The following is a 17517-nucleotide window of genomic DNA, read 5'->3' on the forward strand; positions in this document are numbered from 1 at the left end:
AGGGGGCAGCCGATGCGCCGTGACCCGTTGGAGCGTCCGCCGTGCGTCGTCGTGATCGGGGTGTCCGGGGTGGGCAAGACCACCGTGGCCCGGCTGCTGGCGCGGCGGCTGGGCGTGCCGTTCGCGGAGGCGGACGACTTCCACTCCCCCGAGAGCGTCGCCAAGATGGCGGCCGGCGTACCGCTCACGGACGCCGACCGGGAGACCTGGCTGGAAGCGATCGGCGGCTGGCTGCGGGACCGCGACCGGGCCGGGACCGGGGGTGTGGTGCCCTGCTCGGCGCTGCGCCGCCGCTACCGTGACGTGCTGCGGGCGGCCTGCCCGGACGCCTTCTTCGTGCATCTGACGGCGCGTCATGAGGAGGTGAGGCGGCGGATGAGCGGGCGCTCGGGCCACTTCATGCCGCGCGCGCTGCTGGAGTCGCAGGAGGCGACGCTGGAACCGCTGGAGGCCGGCGAACGCGGCGGTGCCGTGGACGCGGGGCCGCCCCCCGGTGTCGTCGTCGAGGCGGTCCTCAGGCTCATGGCCGAGGCGGCGGACGACACCAACGGGGAGCCAGAGGAGCCGACTTGAGGGGTGCCGGCGGATCCGGACGACGGCGGTCGCCCGGATCCGCCGGCCGGCCCGGTGTCAGCAGCCGCAGCTGTAGTACAGGGCGTCCCAGTGGGTGCCCTCGTCGGCGTAGACGTTGCCGGAGGCCGCGGTCCACATCGGGTAACCGTCGCCGCGCAGACCGGAGTAGGTGAAGTTGTTCTTGATGTAGTTGGTGATGCAGGTGTTCTTCCCGTAGTCGAGCTTGTAGCCGTTCCAGTGGGAGTACGTGCCGGAGGCGTGCCCGGTCTCGGTGCCGCCGGTGATGTTCAGGGCGCAGCCGCTGGCGTGCTTGAGGGTCACGGCGCCCTGGGCGGTGGCCAGGTTGAGCTGGTCGAAGGACGTACAGGTCGCATTGTTGCGGTCGGAGCAGCCACCGGAGGAGGACCAGGTGATGCCCGCGTCGCGGAACATCTGGGTCGCGGTGGCATTGCTGATCTTGGTGACCGCGAAGGCGTCCGTCGCGGTGCCGAGGACGGCGACACCGGGAGCGACGACCAGCGCGAGGGCGGTCAGGGCCGAGCGGACCTTCATGGGGGAGCCTCCTGCGTGAGACCGGGCGACGTGTGGGGCGGCGGTGCAGGCGGTGCGTGGGGATGATGCCAGAGACCTCCGCGCGCCCGCCAGAGACCGCGGACACCGGCCGCGCGGGGCCGCTCAGCGCACGGCACGCCGTTCGCGGGCCGCCCGGTACGACGGCGCGGCGGCGCCGTGCCCGAGGGCACGCCGGGCCCCGACCTTCTGCGCCAGTCCGTACACCAGGGTGACCAGCAGCGCGTGCGACTGCCCCGGCAGCGCCTGGACGACGACGACCGTGCTGACGCTGACGTTGCTCATCCCGCACGCCAGGGTGACGGTGGCCCCGGCGGCGGGCGGCAGCCGCAGTGCGCGGGCGGTGAGCGCACCCGCGAGGAAGGCCAGCCGGCACACCCCCCAGCCCACGGCTGCGCAGAGCGCGACGACCGGCCAGGGCTCCTTGTGCAGCACGGGGACCGCGGCGGTGGCGTTGGCGTACGTGAGCGCGAGCATCGCCGTGACCGCCACCAGCGGCGCCCCGGCGAGCAGGCGTTCGGTGACGGTGGCGGGGACGGACCGCCGGGCGAGCAGTCCGAGCGCGCAGGGCAAGGCGACGGCCCCGGCGAGCAGCGCCCGCGCCTGCCCCGCGGCGCTGTCGACGAGCGCCCCGGTGTGACCCGCGGACGGCAGGACATGGGCCAGCAGGCTCAGTGTCGTCGGCATGGTCAGCGGGCTGAGCAGCGCGGAGAGCAGGACGACGGCGAGCAGGGCGGTGACATCGCCGTCCCGGCCGGCCCAGACCGTCGCGGCGGCGGCCACGGGTGCCGCCGCGATCAGCGCCACGGCGGTGGACAGGCCGGCGGCCGGGCCGCGCAGCCCGGCGCCGTACAGCGCCACGGCGGTGGCGGGGGCCAGGGCGAAGGCGGTCAGCAGATGCGCGGCAAGCCCCGCGACCACGGCCTTCGGCTGCCGGACGGCGGCCAGGGCCCGTTCCGGCGGCACCTGGAAGGCGGCGGCGAAGAGGATGACGAACAGCGCGACCGCCGACGCGTCCAGGCGCAGCCCGGACAGGCCGAGCGCCATCCCGCGCAGCCGGGTTCCGGGTCCGGGGACGAGCAGCGCGAGCAGGTAGCAGACGAGGACGGCCGGAGCCAGGTGCCGGTGGATCCGGCCGGACAACCGGCTGCCGCGGGCGGGTCGAGCGAGCATGAGGGGTTCCTTGGTGTGCCGCCGGGGGGGGGCGGGGACGTGAAGAGGCCGGGCGGGCGGGCGCGACCGGGAAATCCCTGGACCCTGAGCGGTGGTTCTGGTCGGCCGTCGGGAACCCGCCGGGGCGCGCGGTTCCGGGTGCGGTGGCGGAGAGGTGCCGGGCTCGCCTCGGTACCTGCCGTTCGGGACGCAGACGTGGACGCTCGGAGCCGGGGCGGGGGCGGGGGCCGCCGCGGTGAGCGCGCCCCCGCCGTGGCAGCGGGGGCCCGCCGCCTTCCGGGCCTCCGTGTCCGCGGACCGGGGGTCGGCCACCGCTCGGGGCGCGGACACGGCGAACGGCCGGTGCGACGCGTCGGGGGCGGATCCGGCGAGGGCGACCCCGGCTCCTCGCCCCGCGTACACGCACATGCCCGGACGCTACGACGCCCGGACGGGACCAGGGCGTTCACCTGGCGTGGCGCGCCGCCGCGTCCCCTCACACGGTCCCCGGCACTCGCGCGCGACCCCGGATTTACCTCCGAGGCAAATACCCGCCGGGGTATTTGACCCTCTCGCGGGGGCCGTCATAACTTCGGTCGCGGAAACCCCCTGGGGTATTTGAGGAGACAACCAAATCGTGTGTCCGCAGGGCCGATACAGGAAGGACTCCCCCATGGCCGCAAGCCCCGTACCCGGCACCGAGACGATCACCGGTCGGCATCGCGTCGCCATCATCGGCGGTGGCAGCGCGGGAATCAGCGTCGCCGCCCGGCTGCGCCGCGCGGGCGTCAGCGACATCACGCTCGTCGAACCGTCCGACAGCCACTGGTACCAGCCGCTGTGGACCCTGGTCGGCGGCGGTCAGGCGGCCCTGCGCACCACCCGCCGCGCCGAGGCGTCCGTCATCCCGGACGGGGTGCGCTGGATACGCCGGCACGCCCTCGCCGTCGACCCCGACGCACGGACGGTCACCCTGTCCGGCGGTGCCGAACTCGCCTACGAGCACCTGGTGATGGCCCCCGGACTGCAACTGGACTGGGACGCCGTGCCCGGTCTCGCCGAGGCCGTGGGACACGACCGGGTGGCCAGCAACTACGCGCCCGAGTACGCCCCGCGCACCTGGGACCTGATCCGGGGCATGCGCTCCGGCACGGCCGTCTTCACCCAGCCGGCCACGCCGGTCAAGTGCGGCGGGGCGCCGCAGAAGATCGCCTACCTGGCCGCCGACCACTGGCGCAGGCAAGGGGTCCTGGACCGCATCCGGATCATCCTCGTCATCCCCGACGACGCGCTGTTCAAGGTGCCCGAGTGGCGCCGCGTCCTGGAGCGGGTGGCCGACCGGTACGGCATCGAGGTGCGGCTGCGCTCGGAGATGACGGCCGTGGACGGCGACCGCCGGGAGATCACCGTCACCGACCACGCGAGCGGACGCGCGGAGACCGTCGCGTACGACCTGCTGCACGCCGTGCCCCCACAGAGCGCGCCCGACTGGGTCAAGCGGAGCCCGCTCGCCGATCCCGCCGCCCCGCTGGGCTTCGTCGCCGCCGACAAGCACACGCTGCAACACCCGCAATATCCGGAGGTGTTCGCGCTCGGCGACGTGGCGCACCTGCCGACCTCCAAGACCGGCGCGGCGGTGCGCAAGCAGGCTCCGGTGGTGGCCGCCAACCTGCTCGACGTGATGAACGGCCGGACGCCCGCGCACCGCTACGACGGCTACACCTCATGCCCGCTGGTGACCGCCCGCGACCGGATGCTGCTCGCCGAGTTCGACTACGACCTGACGCCCCGGCCGAGTTTCCCGCTGATCGACACCTTCAAGGAACGGCGTGACATGTGGGTCTTCAAGCGGTACCTGCTGCCGCGGATCTACTGGCACGGCATGCTCACCGGCCGCCTCTGATGACCAGGCCGGCCCCTCCCACCAGCGGGGACCGGCCCGACCAAGGTGTACCGGCACGCGTACGAAATACCCCCCGGGGTACCCGTGCTAGGGTTCGATATATACCCCAGGGGGTAATTAGCGAAAGGGAACGTCCGCGTGTTCTTCATCGACACCATCGAGCTTGAGGGCCTCGGAAACCGCAGCTACCTGGCCGGCGGGCGACAGGCGGCCGTGGCGGTGGACCCGCCGCGCGACATCGACCAGGTGCTCGCGGCGGCGGCCCGGCGCGGCGTACGGATCACCCACGTGGTGGAGACGCACATCCACAACGACTACGTCACCGGCGGTCTGGAGCTGGCCCGGCTGACGGGCGCCGCCTACCTGGTGCCGGTCGGCGCGCGGGTGTCGTTCGCGCGGGTGCCGGTGGCCGACGGCGACACCGTCACGCTGGACGACGCGCTGGAGCTGCGGGCGGTCGCCACTCCCGGACACACCCCCCATCACACCTCGTACGTCCTGCGGGAGCAGGGCCGGCCGGTGGCCGCGTTCACCGGCGGTTCGCTGCTGATCGGCACGGTGGGCCGGCCCGATCTGGTCGAGCCCCGGCTGACCGAGCGGCTGGCCCGCGCCCAGCACGCCTCCGCGCACCGCCTGGCCACCGAGCTGCCGGACGACACGTCCGTGCTGCCCACGCACGGCTTCGGCAGCTTCTGCTCCTCGGCGCAGGCCGAGGGCGACACCACCACCATCGGCAAGGAGAAGTCGGCCAACGCCGCGCTCACCACGGACGTCGACTCCTTCGTCGCCCGGCTGCTCGCCGACCTGGACGACATCCCCGCCTACTACACCCACATGGGCCCCGCCAACGCGGCGGGCCCCGCACCGGTCGACCTCACCGCGCCGCCCGTCGCCGACGCGCGGGAGATCGCGGCCCGGCTCGCGGCCGGCGAGTGGGTCGTGGACCTGCGCAACCGGGTCGCGTTCGCCGCGGGCCATGTCGCCGGCTCCTTCAACTTCGCGGCCGACGGCAAGATAGCCACGTATCTGGCCTGGATTATCCCGTGGGGCAAGCCGGTCACCCTGCTCGCCGAGTCCCCTGGTCAACTCGTGGCAGCTCAGCGCGAGTTGGTGCGGGTCGGCATCGACCGGCCCGCCGCCGCGGCCACCGGCGCAGCCGAGGAGTGGGTGCCCGAGGGCGAGAAGCTCGTCTCCTTTCCCCATGCCACCTTCGCCGCCCTGGCCGAGCGGGGCACGGACGGCGTCGTCGTCCTGGACGTGCGCCGCGACTCCGAACGCACCGCCGGGTACATCGAGAACTCCGTGCACATCCCGGTGCACCAGTTGCACAAGCGGCTCGGGGAGGTGCCGGAGGGCACCGTCTGGGTGCACTGCGCCGGGGGCATACGGGCCGGTATCGCGGCCTCCCTGCTGCACGCGTCGGGCCGGGACGTGGTGGCCGTGGACGACGGTTTCGACTCCGCCGGCGCCGCCGGACTGACCGTGGTCACCGGGTGACCGGTTCCCTCGCCGGCCCCGCTCCCGCCGTTCTCCCGTGAGCGCAGGCTCCGGACCACCCGTTTGTTTCCTTGTCTTCTTGTTTCCCTGTCTTCCCGAGAGGTCGAGTGATGTCCCCCCTCCCCCGTGGCGCGTTCCGCGTCAGCGTCGCCGAGGCCGTACGGCACAACCGGGGCGCCGGGCGCCCGGCCGTCGACGAGTGCGGGACCAGCGGTTCCATAGCATGACCGCCCTGATCCTCGCGCTCGTCGCCGGTGCCGTCATCGGCCTGGCCCTGGGCGGCCTCGGCGGGGGCGGCAGCGTCCTCGCGGTACCGGCCCTCATCTACCTCCTCGGCTTCACCACCGCCGAGGCGACGACGGCCAGCCTGGTCATCGTCACCCTCACCTCGGTCACCGGGCTGACCGGGCACGCGCGGGACGGCAATGTCGCCTGGCGCACCGGACTGCTGTTCGCCGCGGCGGGCATCGTCCCCGCGATGCTCGCCGGGGCCGTCGCTGGCCATCTGCCGCAGGCCCTGCTGACCATCGCCTTCTCTCTCGTCGCGGCCCTCGCCGCGCTGCGTATGCTGCGCCCCGCCCGCCCCGCCCCCGACTCCGGCGCCCGCATCGATCCGGGCAAGGCCGGCGCGGTGGGGGCCGGTCTCGGCGCGGTGACCGGGTTCCTGGGCGTGGGCGGCGGCTTCCTCGCCGTACCGGCGCTGGTGGGTGTGCTCCGGCTGCCCATGCGCCGGGCGGTCGGCACCAGCCTGCTGGTCATCACGGTCAACTCGCTGGCCGCGCTCGGCGCCCGCGCCGGCACCGGGATACACCTCGACTGGGCGGTCGTCGCGCCGTTCACCGCGGCCGCCATGCTCGGCGCCTGGGACGGCAAACGGCTGGCCGGACGGCTCCGGGGCGGGACGCTGCAACGCGTCTTCGCCTGGGCGCTGCTCGCCGTCGCGGTCTTCATGCTCGCCGACGTATTCGTGTGACGTTGCCGTCACAGAGCCCTGCCACAGTGGAAACGCCGGGCGTCCCCGCACCCTCACCGCCCCCACCGGTCACTCCCCCCGCTGCGGGACGCCCTCGACGACACAAGGACGACAGCTGCCATGACCACCCTCACCACTCTCGCTCCCGACCAGGCCAGGGAGCGGCTGCACGAGCTCACCGTGATCGACGTGCGCACTCCTGGCGAGTACGCCGGCGGTCACATACCCGGCGCCCTGAACATCCCGTTGGACCAGCTCGACCGTGTGCTGCCCGAGATCCGCGACGCGGCCGAGCGCGGCTCGATCCTCGTGGTGTGCGCGTCGGGTGCCCGCTCGGAGAACGCCTGCCGCCGCCTCGCCGAGCAGGGCGTCCGCGCGGCGACCCTCACGGGCGGCACCGGCGCCTGGGCCGCCGGAGGCCGGGCGCTGGAGCGCCCCGCCGCCCGCGAGGTCAGGCCGGTCTGGAGCATGGACCGGCAGGTCCGGCTCACCGCCGGGTCGCTCGTCCTGCTCGGCCTCGCCCTGGGCGAATTCGTCCACCCGGCGTTCCGGCTGCTGTCCGCGGGCGTCGCGGGCGGCCTCGTCTTCTCCGCCGTGACCAACACCTGCGGCATGGCCGCCCTGCTCGCCAAGCTCCCCTACAACCGCCCCGGCGACGACGGCCTGGACGCGACACTCGCCCGCCTGCGCGACCGCTGACCGCGGGCTCCGCGCATGGCGTCCGCCCAGTACACCGCCGCCCCGGTGCGGGCGCAGGCGTACTGGGCGAACCAACCCCTCAGGCGTCCCCGGCTTACGGTTCGATGCCGCCCGCGAGGGTGCCGTTGACGTACACCGTCACCTTTGTCGCGTCGGCGTAGGCGGTGTTGGTGGCGTAGCTGTAGTCGTCGCTCTCGCTGAAGTTCGACCAGTCCGTCTTGTTGATCCGGCTCTGGATGTCCCCGGTGTTCGCCCCCGCCGCGAGGGAGCCGGCGCCGGAGGTGAACCCGATCTCCACGTAGTGGTCCGCACCCGCCTTCGGCGAGGACAGCGCGACGACCTTCTGCGTGACGTTCGAACAGCCGACGGCCGCATAGTCGCAGGACGTGGTGAAGGTGGAGGCGCCGCCGTCACCGGTGAAGTAGTAGCGGATCGTCACCTTCGACAGATCCAGCGCCGAACTCCCGGTGTTCACCACCCGCAGCCCCGGCTTGATCTGATTGTCGGTCGCGGAGCTGTCGTTGTTCTTGTACTGCACCTTCACCGCACCCGTGCCCGGCGTACCACCACCACCGCTCGCCGCCGTGGTCGCCGACACCGCACTGGAAGCCGCCGACACATTCCCCGCCGCGTCCCTCGCCTTCACCGTGTACGAGTACGACGTGGACGCGGACAGACCGCTGTCCGTGTACGAGGTTGACGTGGTGCTGCCGACCTTGGTCGAGCCTCGGTACACGTCGTACCCGGTGACCCCGACGTTGTCCGTCGAAGCGGTCCACTTCAGCGACACGCTCGAACTGGTCGTCGCGGACACCGCCAGACCCGTCGGCGCGGTGGGCGCGGTGGTGTCCGTACCGCCGCCGCCACCGCCGCCGGAGATGGGCGGGTAGGCGTTCCGGAGCAGCTGCTGGAACTCGGCGGAGAACCAGTGCCCGGCCAGCGGGGCGTTCGGCAGGGCGCCGGTCGGGTTGTTGCCGTTGCGCGCGTTGCCCGTGTAACTCGGGTCGCACATCTGGTCGAAGCCCTTGCCCTCGCTGTTGTCGATGGGCTGGCTGGAACCGTCCGACTCACCCGGAGGCTTCACCCACACATAGGCGTCGATCCCGGCGGCCGGGGCCGCGGTCGGCCGCTCGCCGAGGCCGGCGCCGCTCTGGTTGCACCAGTTGCCGGCGTGGATCCGGCGGTCGATGCGGGCGCCGTTGACGTAGTCGTCCACGGAGGTCGTCGGGCCGGGGCCGGCCGGCCGGGCGGAGCCGCCCCAGCCGTTGCGGGAGGTGTCGATCAGCATGCCGATGCCGGAGCTGAAGCCCTTCCCCACCAGTGTGGTGCGCAGCGCCTGGGCGTAGGACTGCTCGTCGACGTACTGGTTCCAGTCCACCCACTTCGACTGGCGTACGGTCGTGCCGTTGACGGTGTCGGTCACCTTGAAGTTGGGCTCCACGGTCGCCGAGTAGTTGGCCGTGTTGACGATGAAGCCCTGGACGTCGTTGACCGTGGCGCCGGCGGTGTTGGCGGCCTTGTAGAACTCGTCGGCGGCCGGACCGAGGTTGGTGTCCCAGCCAAGCCAGCCGTGGTGGCCGGCGTCGATGTAGTTGTACACGTTGGGTATTGCGCCCAGGTGGTTCAGCGCGTAGCCGACGCCGGTCTCGTAGTTGCCGTTCGCCTTCATCGTCTCGCACTGCGACGTGGAGCCGGCGGTACCGCCCGCGTTGGTCACCAGGTTCGGCAGCGAGTCGGGTTCGATGACGTTGACGATCCGCAGGTTGGCGTAGGCCGGATCGGCGAGGATCTTGGCGATCGGATCGATGTAGTCGGTCTCGTACCGGCCGATCTCGGTCGGGCCCAGCTCGCCGTTGGAGGCGAGCGCGGAGCAGTCCCGGCCCGGCAGGTCGTAGATGACCAGCGTGATCAGATTGGCGCCCTCGGACACGGCCTTGTCGAGGTGGTCGCGCAGGCCCATCCGGCCGCTGGTGCCCTGGATGGTCGAGATGCTGTCCAGCCATACCGCGGTCGGCGTGTTGGCGACCGCGCTGCCGCCGGGCTCGGCGGCGGCGTTCGCGGACCATTCGGGGTTCACGTAAGCCGTCGCGCCCACGTAGGGGTTGTCCACTCGGGCGGTGGCGGCCGAGGCGGCCGGCGCGTCGAACGTCAGGGCCAGCCCGGAGCCGAGCGCGAGCGCCGACAGCACCGCGGAGCCGCGGGTGAGCCTGGATCTCGGGGGAGGTGGAAGCTTCTTCACCAAGGGTTCCTTCCATGGGGTGTGGTGGCGCGCGATGCGGCCGTACGGCACACCACGCGCCGCTCGGGGAGGGAGAACTCAGGGTTCGATGCCGCTTGCGAGGGTGCCGTCGACGTACACGGTCACCTTGGTGGCATCCGTATAGGCGGTGTTGGTCGCGTAGCTGTAGTCGTCGCTCTCGCTGAAGTTGGACCAGTCCGTCTTGTTGATCCGGCTCTGGATGTCCCCGGTGTTCGCCCCCGCGGCCAGAGTGCCGGCGCCGGAGGTGAACCCGATCTCCACGTAGTGGTCCGCACCCGCCTTCGGCGAGGACAGCGCGACGACCTTCTGCGTGACGTTCGAACAGCCGACGGCCGCATAGTCGCAGGACGTGGTGAAGGTGGAGGCGCCGCCGTCACCGGTGAAGTAGTAGCGGATCGTCACCTTCGACAGATCCACCGCCGAACTTCCGGTGTTGACGACCCGCAGCCCCGGCTTGATCTGATTGTCGGCCGGGGAGCTGTCGTTGTTCTTGTACTGCACCTTCACCGCACCCGTGCCCGGCGTACCACCACCACCGCCACTCGCCGCCGTGGTCGCCGACACCGCACTGGAAGCCGCCGACACATTCCCCGCCGCGTCCCTCGCCTTCACCGTGTACGAGTACGACGTGGACGCGGACAGACCACTGTCCGTATACGACGTGGACGTCGTGTTGCCCACCTTCGTGGCCCCCCGGTACACGTCGTACCCGGCCACCCCCACGTTGTCCGTCGACGCCGACCACTTCAACGACACACTCGAAGCCGTCGTCCCCGACACCGCCAGAGCCGTCGGCGCGGACGGCGCGGTGGTGTCCGTACCGCCGCCGGTGCCGGTGCCGAATCCGGGGGCCTTGATGGACGCCAGGTAGCCGTCCTTGGTGGTGTCCACCGTCTGCCAGTCGTCCTTGAGGATGCCGCCGGTGTCGCCGGAATCGGGGTTCCAGCACCAGAAGGTCCACTGGAAGCTGTCGCCTCCGTACTGCGAGGTCGGGCGGAGGTAGTCGACCAGGGCCTTCAGCCAGGTCTGGTCGGTGGTCGACTGGAGCGTCGTACCGAACTCGCCGACCCAGACGGGGGCGATGTCGTTCTTGAAGAGGTAGCCCCAGTACTTGTCCCAGATGCCGGGCATGTTGCTCGGGAAGGACGGGTCGCTGAACCAGGGCTGGTTGGAGACGCTGGTGGCGTAGTCGTGGGCCGAGTAGACCACGCGGTTGGCCACATCGAGCTGGACCGGGTAGGTGCCGGCGCCCTCCAGGTTGCCGCCCCACCAGGTGGAGTCGCCGTTGTAGGTCTGGACGCCCTCCACGAAGATCAGCAGGTTGGGGTTGACCGACAGCACCGCGTTGCCGCCCCGCTCGGCGGCGAGCCGCCAGTCGACGGTCGTGTCACCGCAGCCCCAACAGGCGGGACCGTGCGGCTCGTTGTGCAGGTCGATGCCGATGACCGTGGGATTGTTCGCGTAACGGCCCGCGAGTGACTTGAGGTTGGCGATCCAGGTCGACTCCGGGACGCTGCTCGTGTACCACAGGGCACTCTGGCCACTGGAGTCCGGCCGGTGCCGGTCGAGGATCACCTTCAGGCCGATCTGCCCCGAGTAAGCCACGATCTTGTCCAGGACCTGAAGGGAGTCGAGCCCCTGGAGGTCGGCATTCTTGCCGCCGGAGAAGTCGATGCTGGACGGCATCGTGCCGGACTTGAAGATGTCGTCGGAATACGGGATGCGCAGCGTGTTGTATCCGGTCGCGGCGATCTGGTCGAGCATGCTCTTGTAATCCCGTGACCACAGGCCGTGGACCACGTGGTTGTCGGTCTCGAACCCGAACCAGTTGATCCCGGCGATGCGCACCGAGTTGCCGTTCGCGTCCACGATCTGACGACCGCTGGTGTGCCAGTAGCCCGCTCCCGCGGTGCCCGCCGCCCGCGCGGGCGCCGTGCCGGACACGGCGGCCAGCAGGGTGAGCAGGATCGCGGCCACGACACCCATGGCCGTGTACCGCCGCCGAGGTGGGCCCAAGTCCGCAGGTCTCATAGCAGCCAACTCCTCTTGTAGGGCGTGCCCCGTGCTGAGTGACTTCGCTGCCGCGCCGTCTCCCCTGGCGGGGCGCGGTGCGGTTCGAACGCGGTGGTGCTGCGCCGGTGAGCGCCGCCTCGAGTGAACGGGCCGGAGGCCGCGTCCGGTTGGTGGCGGCGACGATCAACTCCGGCTTGATTCCATGGCGTTGAGCGTGGGAGCGCTCCCAGTAAGTGAGGAAAGTAACAACTCGAAACAGCGCTGTGAAGGGGGCCCGGTGAAGCCTGAGCGCAATGGCGAGTTCACGCGCCCGCTCGGTGCGGGGCCCGCGCGCTCGCCTCCGGCTGAGGGGCACGGCACTGGACCACGGTGCACTCGCCGCATCCGGCGCTTATGCGCGACGGGAGCGACGCCTACCGCCGGGCAGCCGCCATCGGGCCGTCGGGAACCGGTCGCCGCGCAGCGCCGGAGGCAGGGCGGAGAAACAGCCATTCGGCACATGCGCGGAAGGGGGTGACCCCGCGCCACACGGTGCGCTCCCCCGGCTGCAGCGGACGACCACCGGAACGCCCGGCCGACGCGGCGCACGGATGCCGAAGCGCTCCCTGGGCGCGGCAGGCGAAGCCGCCACGGTCTGCCGGCGCGGCGGGGGGATGCCGGCAGCCTCCCGGCATGGCCGGCGAGTGCCGGTGGTGAGCCGACCCCGGAGCGGCGGCCCGGCGCGAGAACGGCCTCCCGGCTCGGCAGGGCGAACGCCGGAACGGTCTCCCAGCGCGGCACACAGATCCGGAAACCGCCTCCCGACGTGGCGCATGGCACCGAAACACTTCCCCGGCGCGGGCAGGTCGGTCCCGCAACGGCGCCCCCATGCCGGAACGGCCACCCGGCCTGGCCCGCGAGCGCCGAGGCGGGCCCAGCCCCCAGGCGGCACCCGGATACCAGGGCAACCTCCCCGCCTGGCCCGCGAACCCGAAGTGGGCCGGTCCCGGAGCGATGGCCGGCCGCCGTGGCGGTCCCCCGTGCCCCGCTCAGGCGGACTCGCGTACCACCAGCTCCGTGGAGAGCACCACATGGCGGCGGATGCCGTTGCGGGACTCGATCTCTTCCAGGAGTACCCGCGCCATGGTGCGGCCCATCTCCTCGGTCGGCTGGCGCACGCTGGTGAGCGGCGGGTCGGCGTGCCGGGCCACCGCGGAGTCGTCGAAGCCGACCAGCGCCACGTCCTCGGGCACCCGCCGCCCCGACTGACGCAGGACGTGCAGGGCGCCGCTCGCCATGACGTCGGAGGCGGCGAAGACGGCGTCGATGCCGGGGTGCCGCTCCAGCAGGGCCCGCATGGCGGTGCGGCCGCCCTCCTCGGTGAAGTCGCCGTGGGCGACCAGCGAGGTGCCGCCGCCCAGCCCCGCGGAGTTCACCGCCTGGGTGTAGCCGTCGAGGCGGCAGCGGGCGACGTACATGTCCAGGGGTCCGGTGATGGTGGCGACGGTCCGCCGGCCCAGACCGAGCAGGTGCTCGGCGGCCGACCGAGCGCCGCCCACGTTGTCGGCGTCGACGTAGGACATCCATTCCCGCTCCGAGCGCCGGCCGTTCAGCACGGTCGGCACCCGCAGCCGCTCCAGCAGGCTGGGCAGCGGGTCGTTCTCGTGCACGGACACCAGCAGCACGCCGTCGACGCGGCGGGCCGCCAGGTGCTGGCCCAGGCGCTGGCGTTCGCGCGGGGTGCGGACCAGGGTGAGCAGCAACTGCATGTCCGTATCGGCGAGTTCGGTGCTCACCCCGCGCACGATGTCCAGGAAGTACGGCTCGGCGCCCAGCCTGGTCTCCGATTCGGGGATGACCAGGGCGACCGCGTCCGTGCGATCGGCGGCCAGCGCGCGGGCGGCGCGGTTCGGCACGTAGCCGAGCTCGGCGATCGCCGCCTCCACGGCCGCCCGCGCCTGGGCGCTGACATGCGGGGAGCCGTTGACCACCCGCGAGACCGTGCCCCGCCCGACACCGGCCCGCGCGGCGACCATCTCCAGCGTCGGCCGGCCGCCCCGCCCCTCGCCCGCAGCCATCGCGCCCTTGCCCGTCACCATGGATGACAACCCGTCAGTCGCACCGACTCGAAGTGTTCGTTCCCTTGACACGGCCTCGGGAACGGAGGACCTTCATTATGCCAATCTGGGAGCGCTCCCACGGGAGCGCTCCCAGATAAAGGCCGGTTTGATCAAGCCGGACCGCCGGGCGCGGTGCGGCGCCCGGCGGTCGACGGGTGGTCAGCGGGTCAGAACTTGGGGTCGGGCGACTGGGCCCGGACCAGTTCGGCGGCCTCCGCCTCCGATTCCACGGACGGCGGGGAGCCGGCCAGCGGCTTGTTCGCCGTCTCCGTCATGCACAGGACGGCGATGACACCCACGGCCGCCGCACCCATGGCGTAGAAGGCCGGCACCAGGTTCGTGTGGAAGACGCCGAGCAGGGCCGTGATCACCAGCGGGGTGGTGCCGCCGAACAGGGAGGTGGAGAAGTTGTAGGCGACCGACAGGGAGCCGTAGCGGACGTGCGTCGGGAAGATCGCCGGAAGGGCCGCGGACATGGTGCCGAGCATGGCCACCAGGGACAGGCCCATCAGCAGCAGGCCCAGGCCGATCAGGGCGATGTCGCCCTGCCGGATGAGCAGGAACGAGGGCACCGACAGGACCAGGAAGCCGAGCATTCCCGTCATCAGCAGGGGTTTGCGGCCGAAACGGTCCGAGAGGCGGCCCACCTGGTTGATGACGCACATCTGGAGGACCATCACGATCAGCAGGATCAGCAGCCCGTGGTTGGTGTCGTAGCCGAGTTCGTCGGACAAGTAGGTCGGCATGTACGACAGCAGCATGTAGTCGGTGATGTTGTACGCCGCCACGAGGGCGACGCACAGCAGCAGCGGCCGCCAGTAGCGGGTGAAGATCTTGCCGAGGTCGGCGGCGGCCGAGGTCTCCACCGCGTCAGCGGCCTCGGTGGCCTTCGCCATGCCGCCCTCCAGCTTCTGGAAGGCGGGCGTCTCGTCCAGCTTGAGCCGCAGGTACAGGCCGATGAAGCCGAGCGGGGCCGCGACCAGGAAGGGGACGCGCCAGCCCCAGTGCAGCATCTGGTCGTCGCTGAGGAAGCTGGTCAGGGCGACGACCAGGCCGGACGCCCCCACGTAGCCGGCGAGCGTGCCGAACTCCAGGAAGCTGCCGAAGTAGCCGCGCCGTTTGTCGGGGGCGTACTCCGCGATGAAGGTGGAGGCGCCGCCGTACTCACCGCCGGTGGAGAAGCCCTGCACCAGGCGGAAGAAGATCAGCAGGGCCGGGGCCCAGATGCCGATGGCGGCGTGCGAGGGGATCAGGCCGATGGCGAAGGTGCCGATCGCCATCATGATCATGGTGAGGGCGAGGATGGTCTTGCGGCCGATCTTGTCGCCGAGCGGCCCGAGGACCATGCCGCCGATGGGCCGCACCAGGAAGGCGACCGCGAAGGTCGCGAAGGTGCTGAGCAACTGGGCGGTGTGGTTGCCCGAGGGGAAGAAGACCTTGCCCAGGGTCGCCGCCAGATAGCTGTAAATGCCGAAGTCGTACCACTCCATCGCGTTGCCGAGCGCGGCGGCCTTCGTGGCGCGTTTGACCGCCGCTTCGTCGGTCACGGTGATGTCGCTGCGGCGCAGCTTCGGATTGCGCCGCTTCTCGATGGCACGAAAGAGCATCCGGTGGCGTCTGACCGCGGCGGGATCCGCCGTATCCACGGGATTGTCGTGGTCAGTCGCCGTCATCACGGTGTTCCTTTCGCCGAAACGCATTGCACACGCACGCCTGCGCAGAACTCACGCGCTCAAACGCACCGCTTCGTACCGCATCCGGTCGGCTACTGTGGGTGGATGACACTGCGGTGCGGTGGTCCTCAGGGGATGTCGCCGCTCCAGTCGAGGCGGCCGGGGTCGCTGGGGCGCGGGGTGTACATCGCCCGGCCGCCGGTGCCGAACCGGCCCAGCTCGGTCGGCAGCGGGACGCCGGTGGCGGGAGCGTCGCCGGGCCGGTCGGTGATGTCCAGGAGGAGGCCGTCCAGGGGCCCGCCGACCAGTTCGGCATACCTGCGGTCCGGGCGCGGGCCCGGATCCTCGTGGTCATGGCCGTAGACCCGGCCGCGCAGCAGCTGCTCGTCGTCACCGTTCATGGTCCAAGCCTCGCAGCCGCCACTGACAACGGGATCTTGCCGCAGCCGGAGCGCCGGTCGGTGCGGGGCGGATTTTCTTCCCGCACTTTGCGGTTGCACCGAGAGGTGTGTGCTCGAGCCCCGGCGGGGAACCTGAACCCTCCGGACGGGGCCCCAGCCGAGAGGAGCCCAGGTGAGTACGTCGACGCCGGCGGCGGAAGGCCGCGGCCAGGGGGCTCAGGACGACGGTTACCAGCCGGATCCGCGCCGGTGGCGGGCCCTGTGGGTGACGCTCGTGGCGGGCTTCATGAGCCTGCTGGACGTGACGATCGTGGCGGTCGCCCTGCCCACCGTCCAGCGGGATCTGGGGGCCTCCCCGGCCCAGGTGCAGTGGGTGGTGTCGGGGTACGCCCTCACCTTCGCCCTCGCGCTCGTCACCGCGGGGCGGCTCGGCGACGCCCTGGACCGGCGCCGTATCTTCCTGCTCGCGCTCAGCGCCTTCGTGCTGTTCAGCGCGGCCTGCGGGGCGGCCCCCGACATCACTCTGCTGGTGGTGGCCCGGCTCGCCCAGGGACTCGCGGCCGGATTCATGGCGCCCCAGAACTCCGCCCTCATCCAGCAGTTGTTCCGGGGTGCCGAGCGCGGCCGGGCCTTCGGCTTCTTCGGCGCGACCGTCGGCATCTCCTCCGCCGTCGGTCCCATCACCGGCGGCGCCATCCTCGCGCTGGCCTCCGGCAGCGACGGCTGGCGGTGGATCTTCTACGTCAATGTGCCCATCGGCATCCTCGCCGTGCTGCTCGGCCGCCGGCTGTTGCCGCGCGTGCGGGGGTCCGGCCGGGGCCATGTGGACGCCGCCGGTGTCCTGCTCCTCGGTCTCGGGGTGCTCGCGCTGATGTTTCCGCTGGTCCAGGCGGACTCCGGCGGGATCGACCGGCTGTGGTGGCTGTTCCCCGCGGGTGTCGTCGTGCTGCTGGTCTTCGCGCAGTGGCAGCGGCGTCTGGTGGCCAGGGGCGATCAGCCGCTGCTCGATCCGCGGCTGTTCAGCACCGTGCGCGGCTACGCGGTCGGCGCGGGCGTCGGCACGCTGTACTTCATCGGATTCAGCGGGGTGTGGCTGGTCTTCGCCCTCTTCTACCAGCACGGTCTGGGCTTCTCCCCGCTGCGCTCCGGGCTCGCCGTGACCCCGTTCGCCGTGGGCTCGGCGGTCGCCGCCGTGGTCGCGGGGCGGCTGGTGGAGCGGCTGGGCCGGCTGCTCACCGTGTGCGGTCTCGCCGGGGTGATCCTCGGCCTGGGCGGCACCGCGGTGCTGCTGCACTACGTGGACCTGGGCATCGCCCCCTGGGTCGCCGCCCCGGTGCTGTTCCTCGGCGGCATCGGCGGCGGCTTCGTGGTCTCGCCGAACTTCACGATGACGCTGCGGGACGTACCGGTGCGGATGGCGGGCGCGGCGGGCGGCGCGCTCCAGACCGGGCAGCGGCTCGGCGCGGCGGTGGGCACGGCCGCGCTGCCCGGCCTCTACTACCTGATGCTCGGCCGGCACCACGACTACCGCACCGCCGTCGTCATGGCGCTGAGTGCCGCGCTCATCGGCATGGTGGCGTCCCTGGCGCTCGCCACGTTCGACTGGCAGCGGGACCGGCTGACGCGCTCGGGGGACGGGAAGCGGCCGCGGGAGGCGGCCGACGACCCGGTGCGCTCCGGCCAGTCGTGAGCACTGACGACGGC

The 17517-nt window shown here is 71.9% G+C and carries 13 protein-coding genes; 6 read left to right on the forward strand and 7 right to left on the reverse strand.

Features of this window, described 5'->3' with window-relative positions; translation table 11 throughout:
- The first annotated feature begins 12 nt into the window (after positions 1–12).
- Positions 13–573, forward strand: coding sequence for a gluconokinase (locus tag ACE4Q9_RS01720; RefSeq protein WP_397982397.1), 561 nt, complete (start codon positions 13–15; stop codon positions 571–573).
- A 57-nt stretch (positions 574–630) separates the two neighbouring features.
- On the opposite strand, the gene ACE4Q9_RS01725 is transcribed toward ACE4Q9_RS01720, so the two are convergent.
- The gene (locus tag ACE4Q9_RS01725) at positions 631–1125 is read right to left on the reverse strand and encodes a hypothetical protein (RefSeq protein ID WP_397982398.1); all 495 of its coding nucleotides are present in this window, start codon (positions 1123–1125) and stop codon (positions 631–633) included.
- A 123-nt stretch (positions 1126–1248) separates the two neighbouring features.
- Positions 1249–2316, reverse strand: a complete 1068-nt coding sequence (locus tag ACE4Q9_RS01730) for a sodium-dependent transporter (RefSeq protein ID WP_397982399.1) — start codon at positions 2314–2316, stop codon at positions 1249–1251.
- A 652-nt stretch (positions 2317–2968) separates the two neighbouring features.
- On the opposite strand from ACE4Q9_RS01730, the gene ACE4Q9_RS01735 reads away from it, so the two are divergent.
- The 4 genes from ACE4Q9_RS01735 to ACE4Q9_RS01750 all read left to right on the forward strand — a co-directional run bounded on the left by ACE4Q9_RS01735 (position 2969) and on the right by ACE4Q9_RS01750 (position 7367).
- A complete protein-coding gene (locus ACE4Q9_RS01735) occupies positions 2969–4198 on the forward strand; it encodes an FAD-dependent oxidoreductase (protein ID WP_397982400.1) in 1230 nt (409 codons plus the stop codon).
- A gap of 138 nt (positions 4199–4336) precedes the next feature.
- Positions 4337–5695: a rhodanese-like domain-containing protein gene (locus tag ACE4Q9_RS01740; protein WP_397982401.1), complete on the forward strand. Its 1359-nt coding sequence runs from the start codon at positions 4337–4339 to the stop codon at positions 5693–5695.
- Between the two features lie 223 nt (positions 5696–5918).
- Positions 5919–6668, forward strand: a complete 750-nt coding sequence (locus ACE4Q9_RS01745; protein WP_397982402.1) for a sulfite exporter TauE/SafE family protein — start codon at positions 5919–5921, stop codon at positions 6666–6668.
- Between the two features lie 120 nt (positions 6669–6788).
- Positions 6789–7367 (forward strand): rhodanese-like domain-containing protein, encoded by a 579-nt coding sequence (locus tag ACE4Q9_RS01750; RefSeq protein WP_397982403.1) that lies wholly within the window; start codon positions 6789–6791, stop codon positions 7365–7367.
- A 94-nt stretch (positions 7368–7461) separates the two neighbouring features.
- Here the strand turns inward: ACE4Q9_RS01750 and ACE4Q9_RS01755 are convergent, their stop codons facing one another.
- The 5 genes from ACE4Q9_RS01755 to ACE4Q9_RS01775 all read right to left on the reverse strand — a co-directional run bounded on the left by ACE4Q9_RS01755 (position 7462) and on the right by ACE4Q9_RS01775 (position 15813).
- On the reverse strand, positions 7462–9606 hold the full coding sequence (locus ACE4Q9_RS01755) for a glycoside hydrolase family 6 protein (RefSeq protein WP_397982404.1): 2145 nt from the start codon (positions 9604–9606) through the stop codon (positions 7462–7464).
- A 78-nt stretch (positions 9607–9684) separates the two neighbouring features.
- On the reverse strand, positions 9685–11613 hold the full coding sequence (locus ACE4Q9_RS01760; RefSeq protein ID WP_397982405.1) for a cellulase family glycosylhydrolase: 1929 nt from the start codon (positions 11611–11613) through the stop codon (positions 9685–9687).
- Positions 11614–12668: 1055 nt separating this feature from the next.
- On the reverse strand, positions 12669–13697 hold the full coding sequence (locus ACE4Q9_RS01765) for a LacI family DNA-binding transcriptional regulator (protein ID WP_397987085.1): 1029 nt from the start codon (positions 13695–13697) through the stop codon (positions 12669–12671).
- 209 nt (positions 13698–13906) lie between these two features.
- Complete coding sequence (locus ACE4Q9_RS01770; protein ID WP_397982406.1) at positions 13907–15412, reverse strand: MFS transporter; 1506 nt, start codon at positions 15410–15412, stop codon at positions 13907–13909.
- 128 nt (positions 15413–15540) lie between these two features.
- Positions 15541–15813 carry a hypothetical protein gene (locus ACE4Q9_RS01775; RefSeq protein WP_397982407.1) on the reverse strand — a complete coding sequence of 91 codons (273 nt, stop codon included), beginning with the start codon at positions 15811–15813 and terminating at the stop codon, positions 15541–15543.
- A 172-nt stretch (positions 15814–15985) separates the two neighbouring features.
- Between ACE4Q9_RS01775 and ACE4Q9_RS01780 the strand changes: the two genes are divergently transcribed.
- A complete protein-coding gene (locus tag ACE4Q9_RS01780; RefSeq protein WP_397982408.1) occupies positions 15986–17503 on the forward strand; it encodes an MFS transporter in 1518 nt (505 codons plus the stop codon).
- Positions 17504–17517: the final 14 nt, after the last annotated feature.

This window comes from Streptomyces sp. AM6-12, from assembly GCF_044327085.1.
Lineage (GTDB): Bacteria > Actinomycetota > Actinomycetes > Streptomycetales > Streptomycetaceae > Streptomyces.

Coding starts and splice junctions, on each gene's coding strand:
- ACE4Q9_RS01720 (WP_397982397.1), top strand. CDS start 13: ATGCGCCGTGACCCGTTGGAGCGTCCGCCGTGCGTCGTCGTGATCGGG.
- ACE4Q9_RS01725 (WP_397982398.1), bottom strand. CDS start 1,125: ATGAAGGTCCGCTCGGCCCTGACCGCCCTCGCGCTGGTCGTCGCTCCC.
- ACE4Q9_RS01730 (WP_397982399.1), bottom strand. CDS start 2,316: ATGCTCGCTCGACCCGCCCGCGGCAGCCGGTTGTCCGGCCGGATCCAC.
- ACE4Q9_RS01735 (WP_397982400.1), top strand. CDS start 2,969: ATGGCCGCAAGCCCCGTACCCGGCACCGAGACGATCACCGGTCGGCAT.
- ACE4Q9_RS01745 (WP_397982402.1), top strand. CDS start 5,919: ATGACCGCCCTGATCCTCGCGCTCGTCGCCGGTGCCGTCATCGGCCTG.
- ACE4Q9_RS01750 (WP_397982403.1), top strand. CDS start 6,789: ATGACCACCCTCACCACTCTCGCTCCCGACCAGGCCAGGGAGCGGCTG.
- ACE4Q9_RS01760 (WP_397982405.1), bottom strand. CDS start 11,613: ATGGGTGTCGTGGCCGCGATCCTGCTCACCCTGCTGGCCGCCGTGTCC.
- ACE4Q9_RS01765 (WP_397987085.1), bottom strand. CDS start 13,697: ATGGCTGCGGGCGAGGGGCGGGGCGGCCGGCCGACGCTGGAGATGGTC.
- ACE4Q9_RS01770 (WP_397982406.1), bottom strand. CDS start 15,412: ATGACGGCGACTGACCACGACAATCCCGTGGATACGGCGGATCCCGCC.
- ACE4Q9_RS01775 (WP_397982407.1), bottom strand. CDS start 15,813: ATGAACGGTGACGACGAGCAGCTGCTGCGCGGCCGGGTCTACGGCCAT.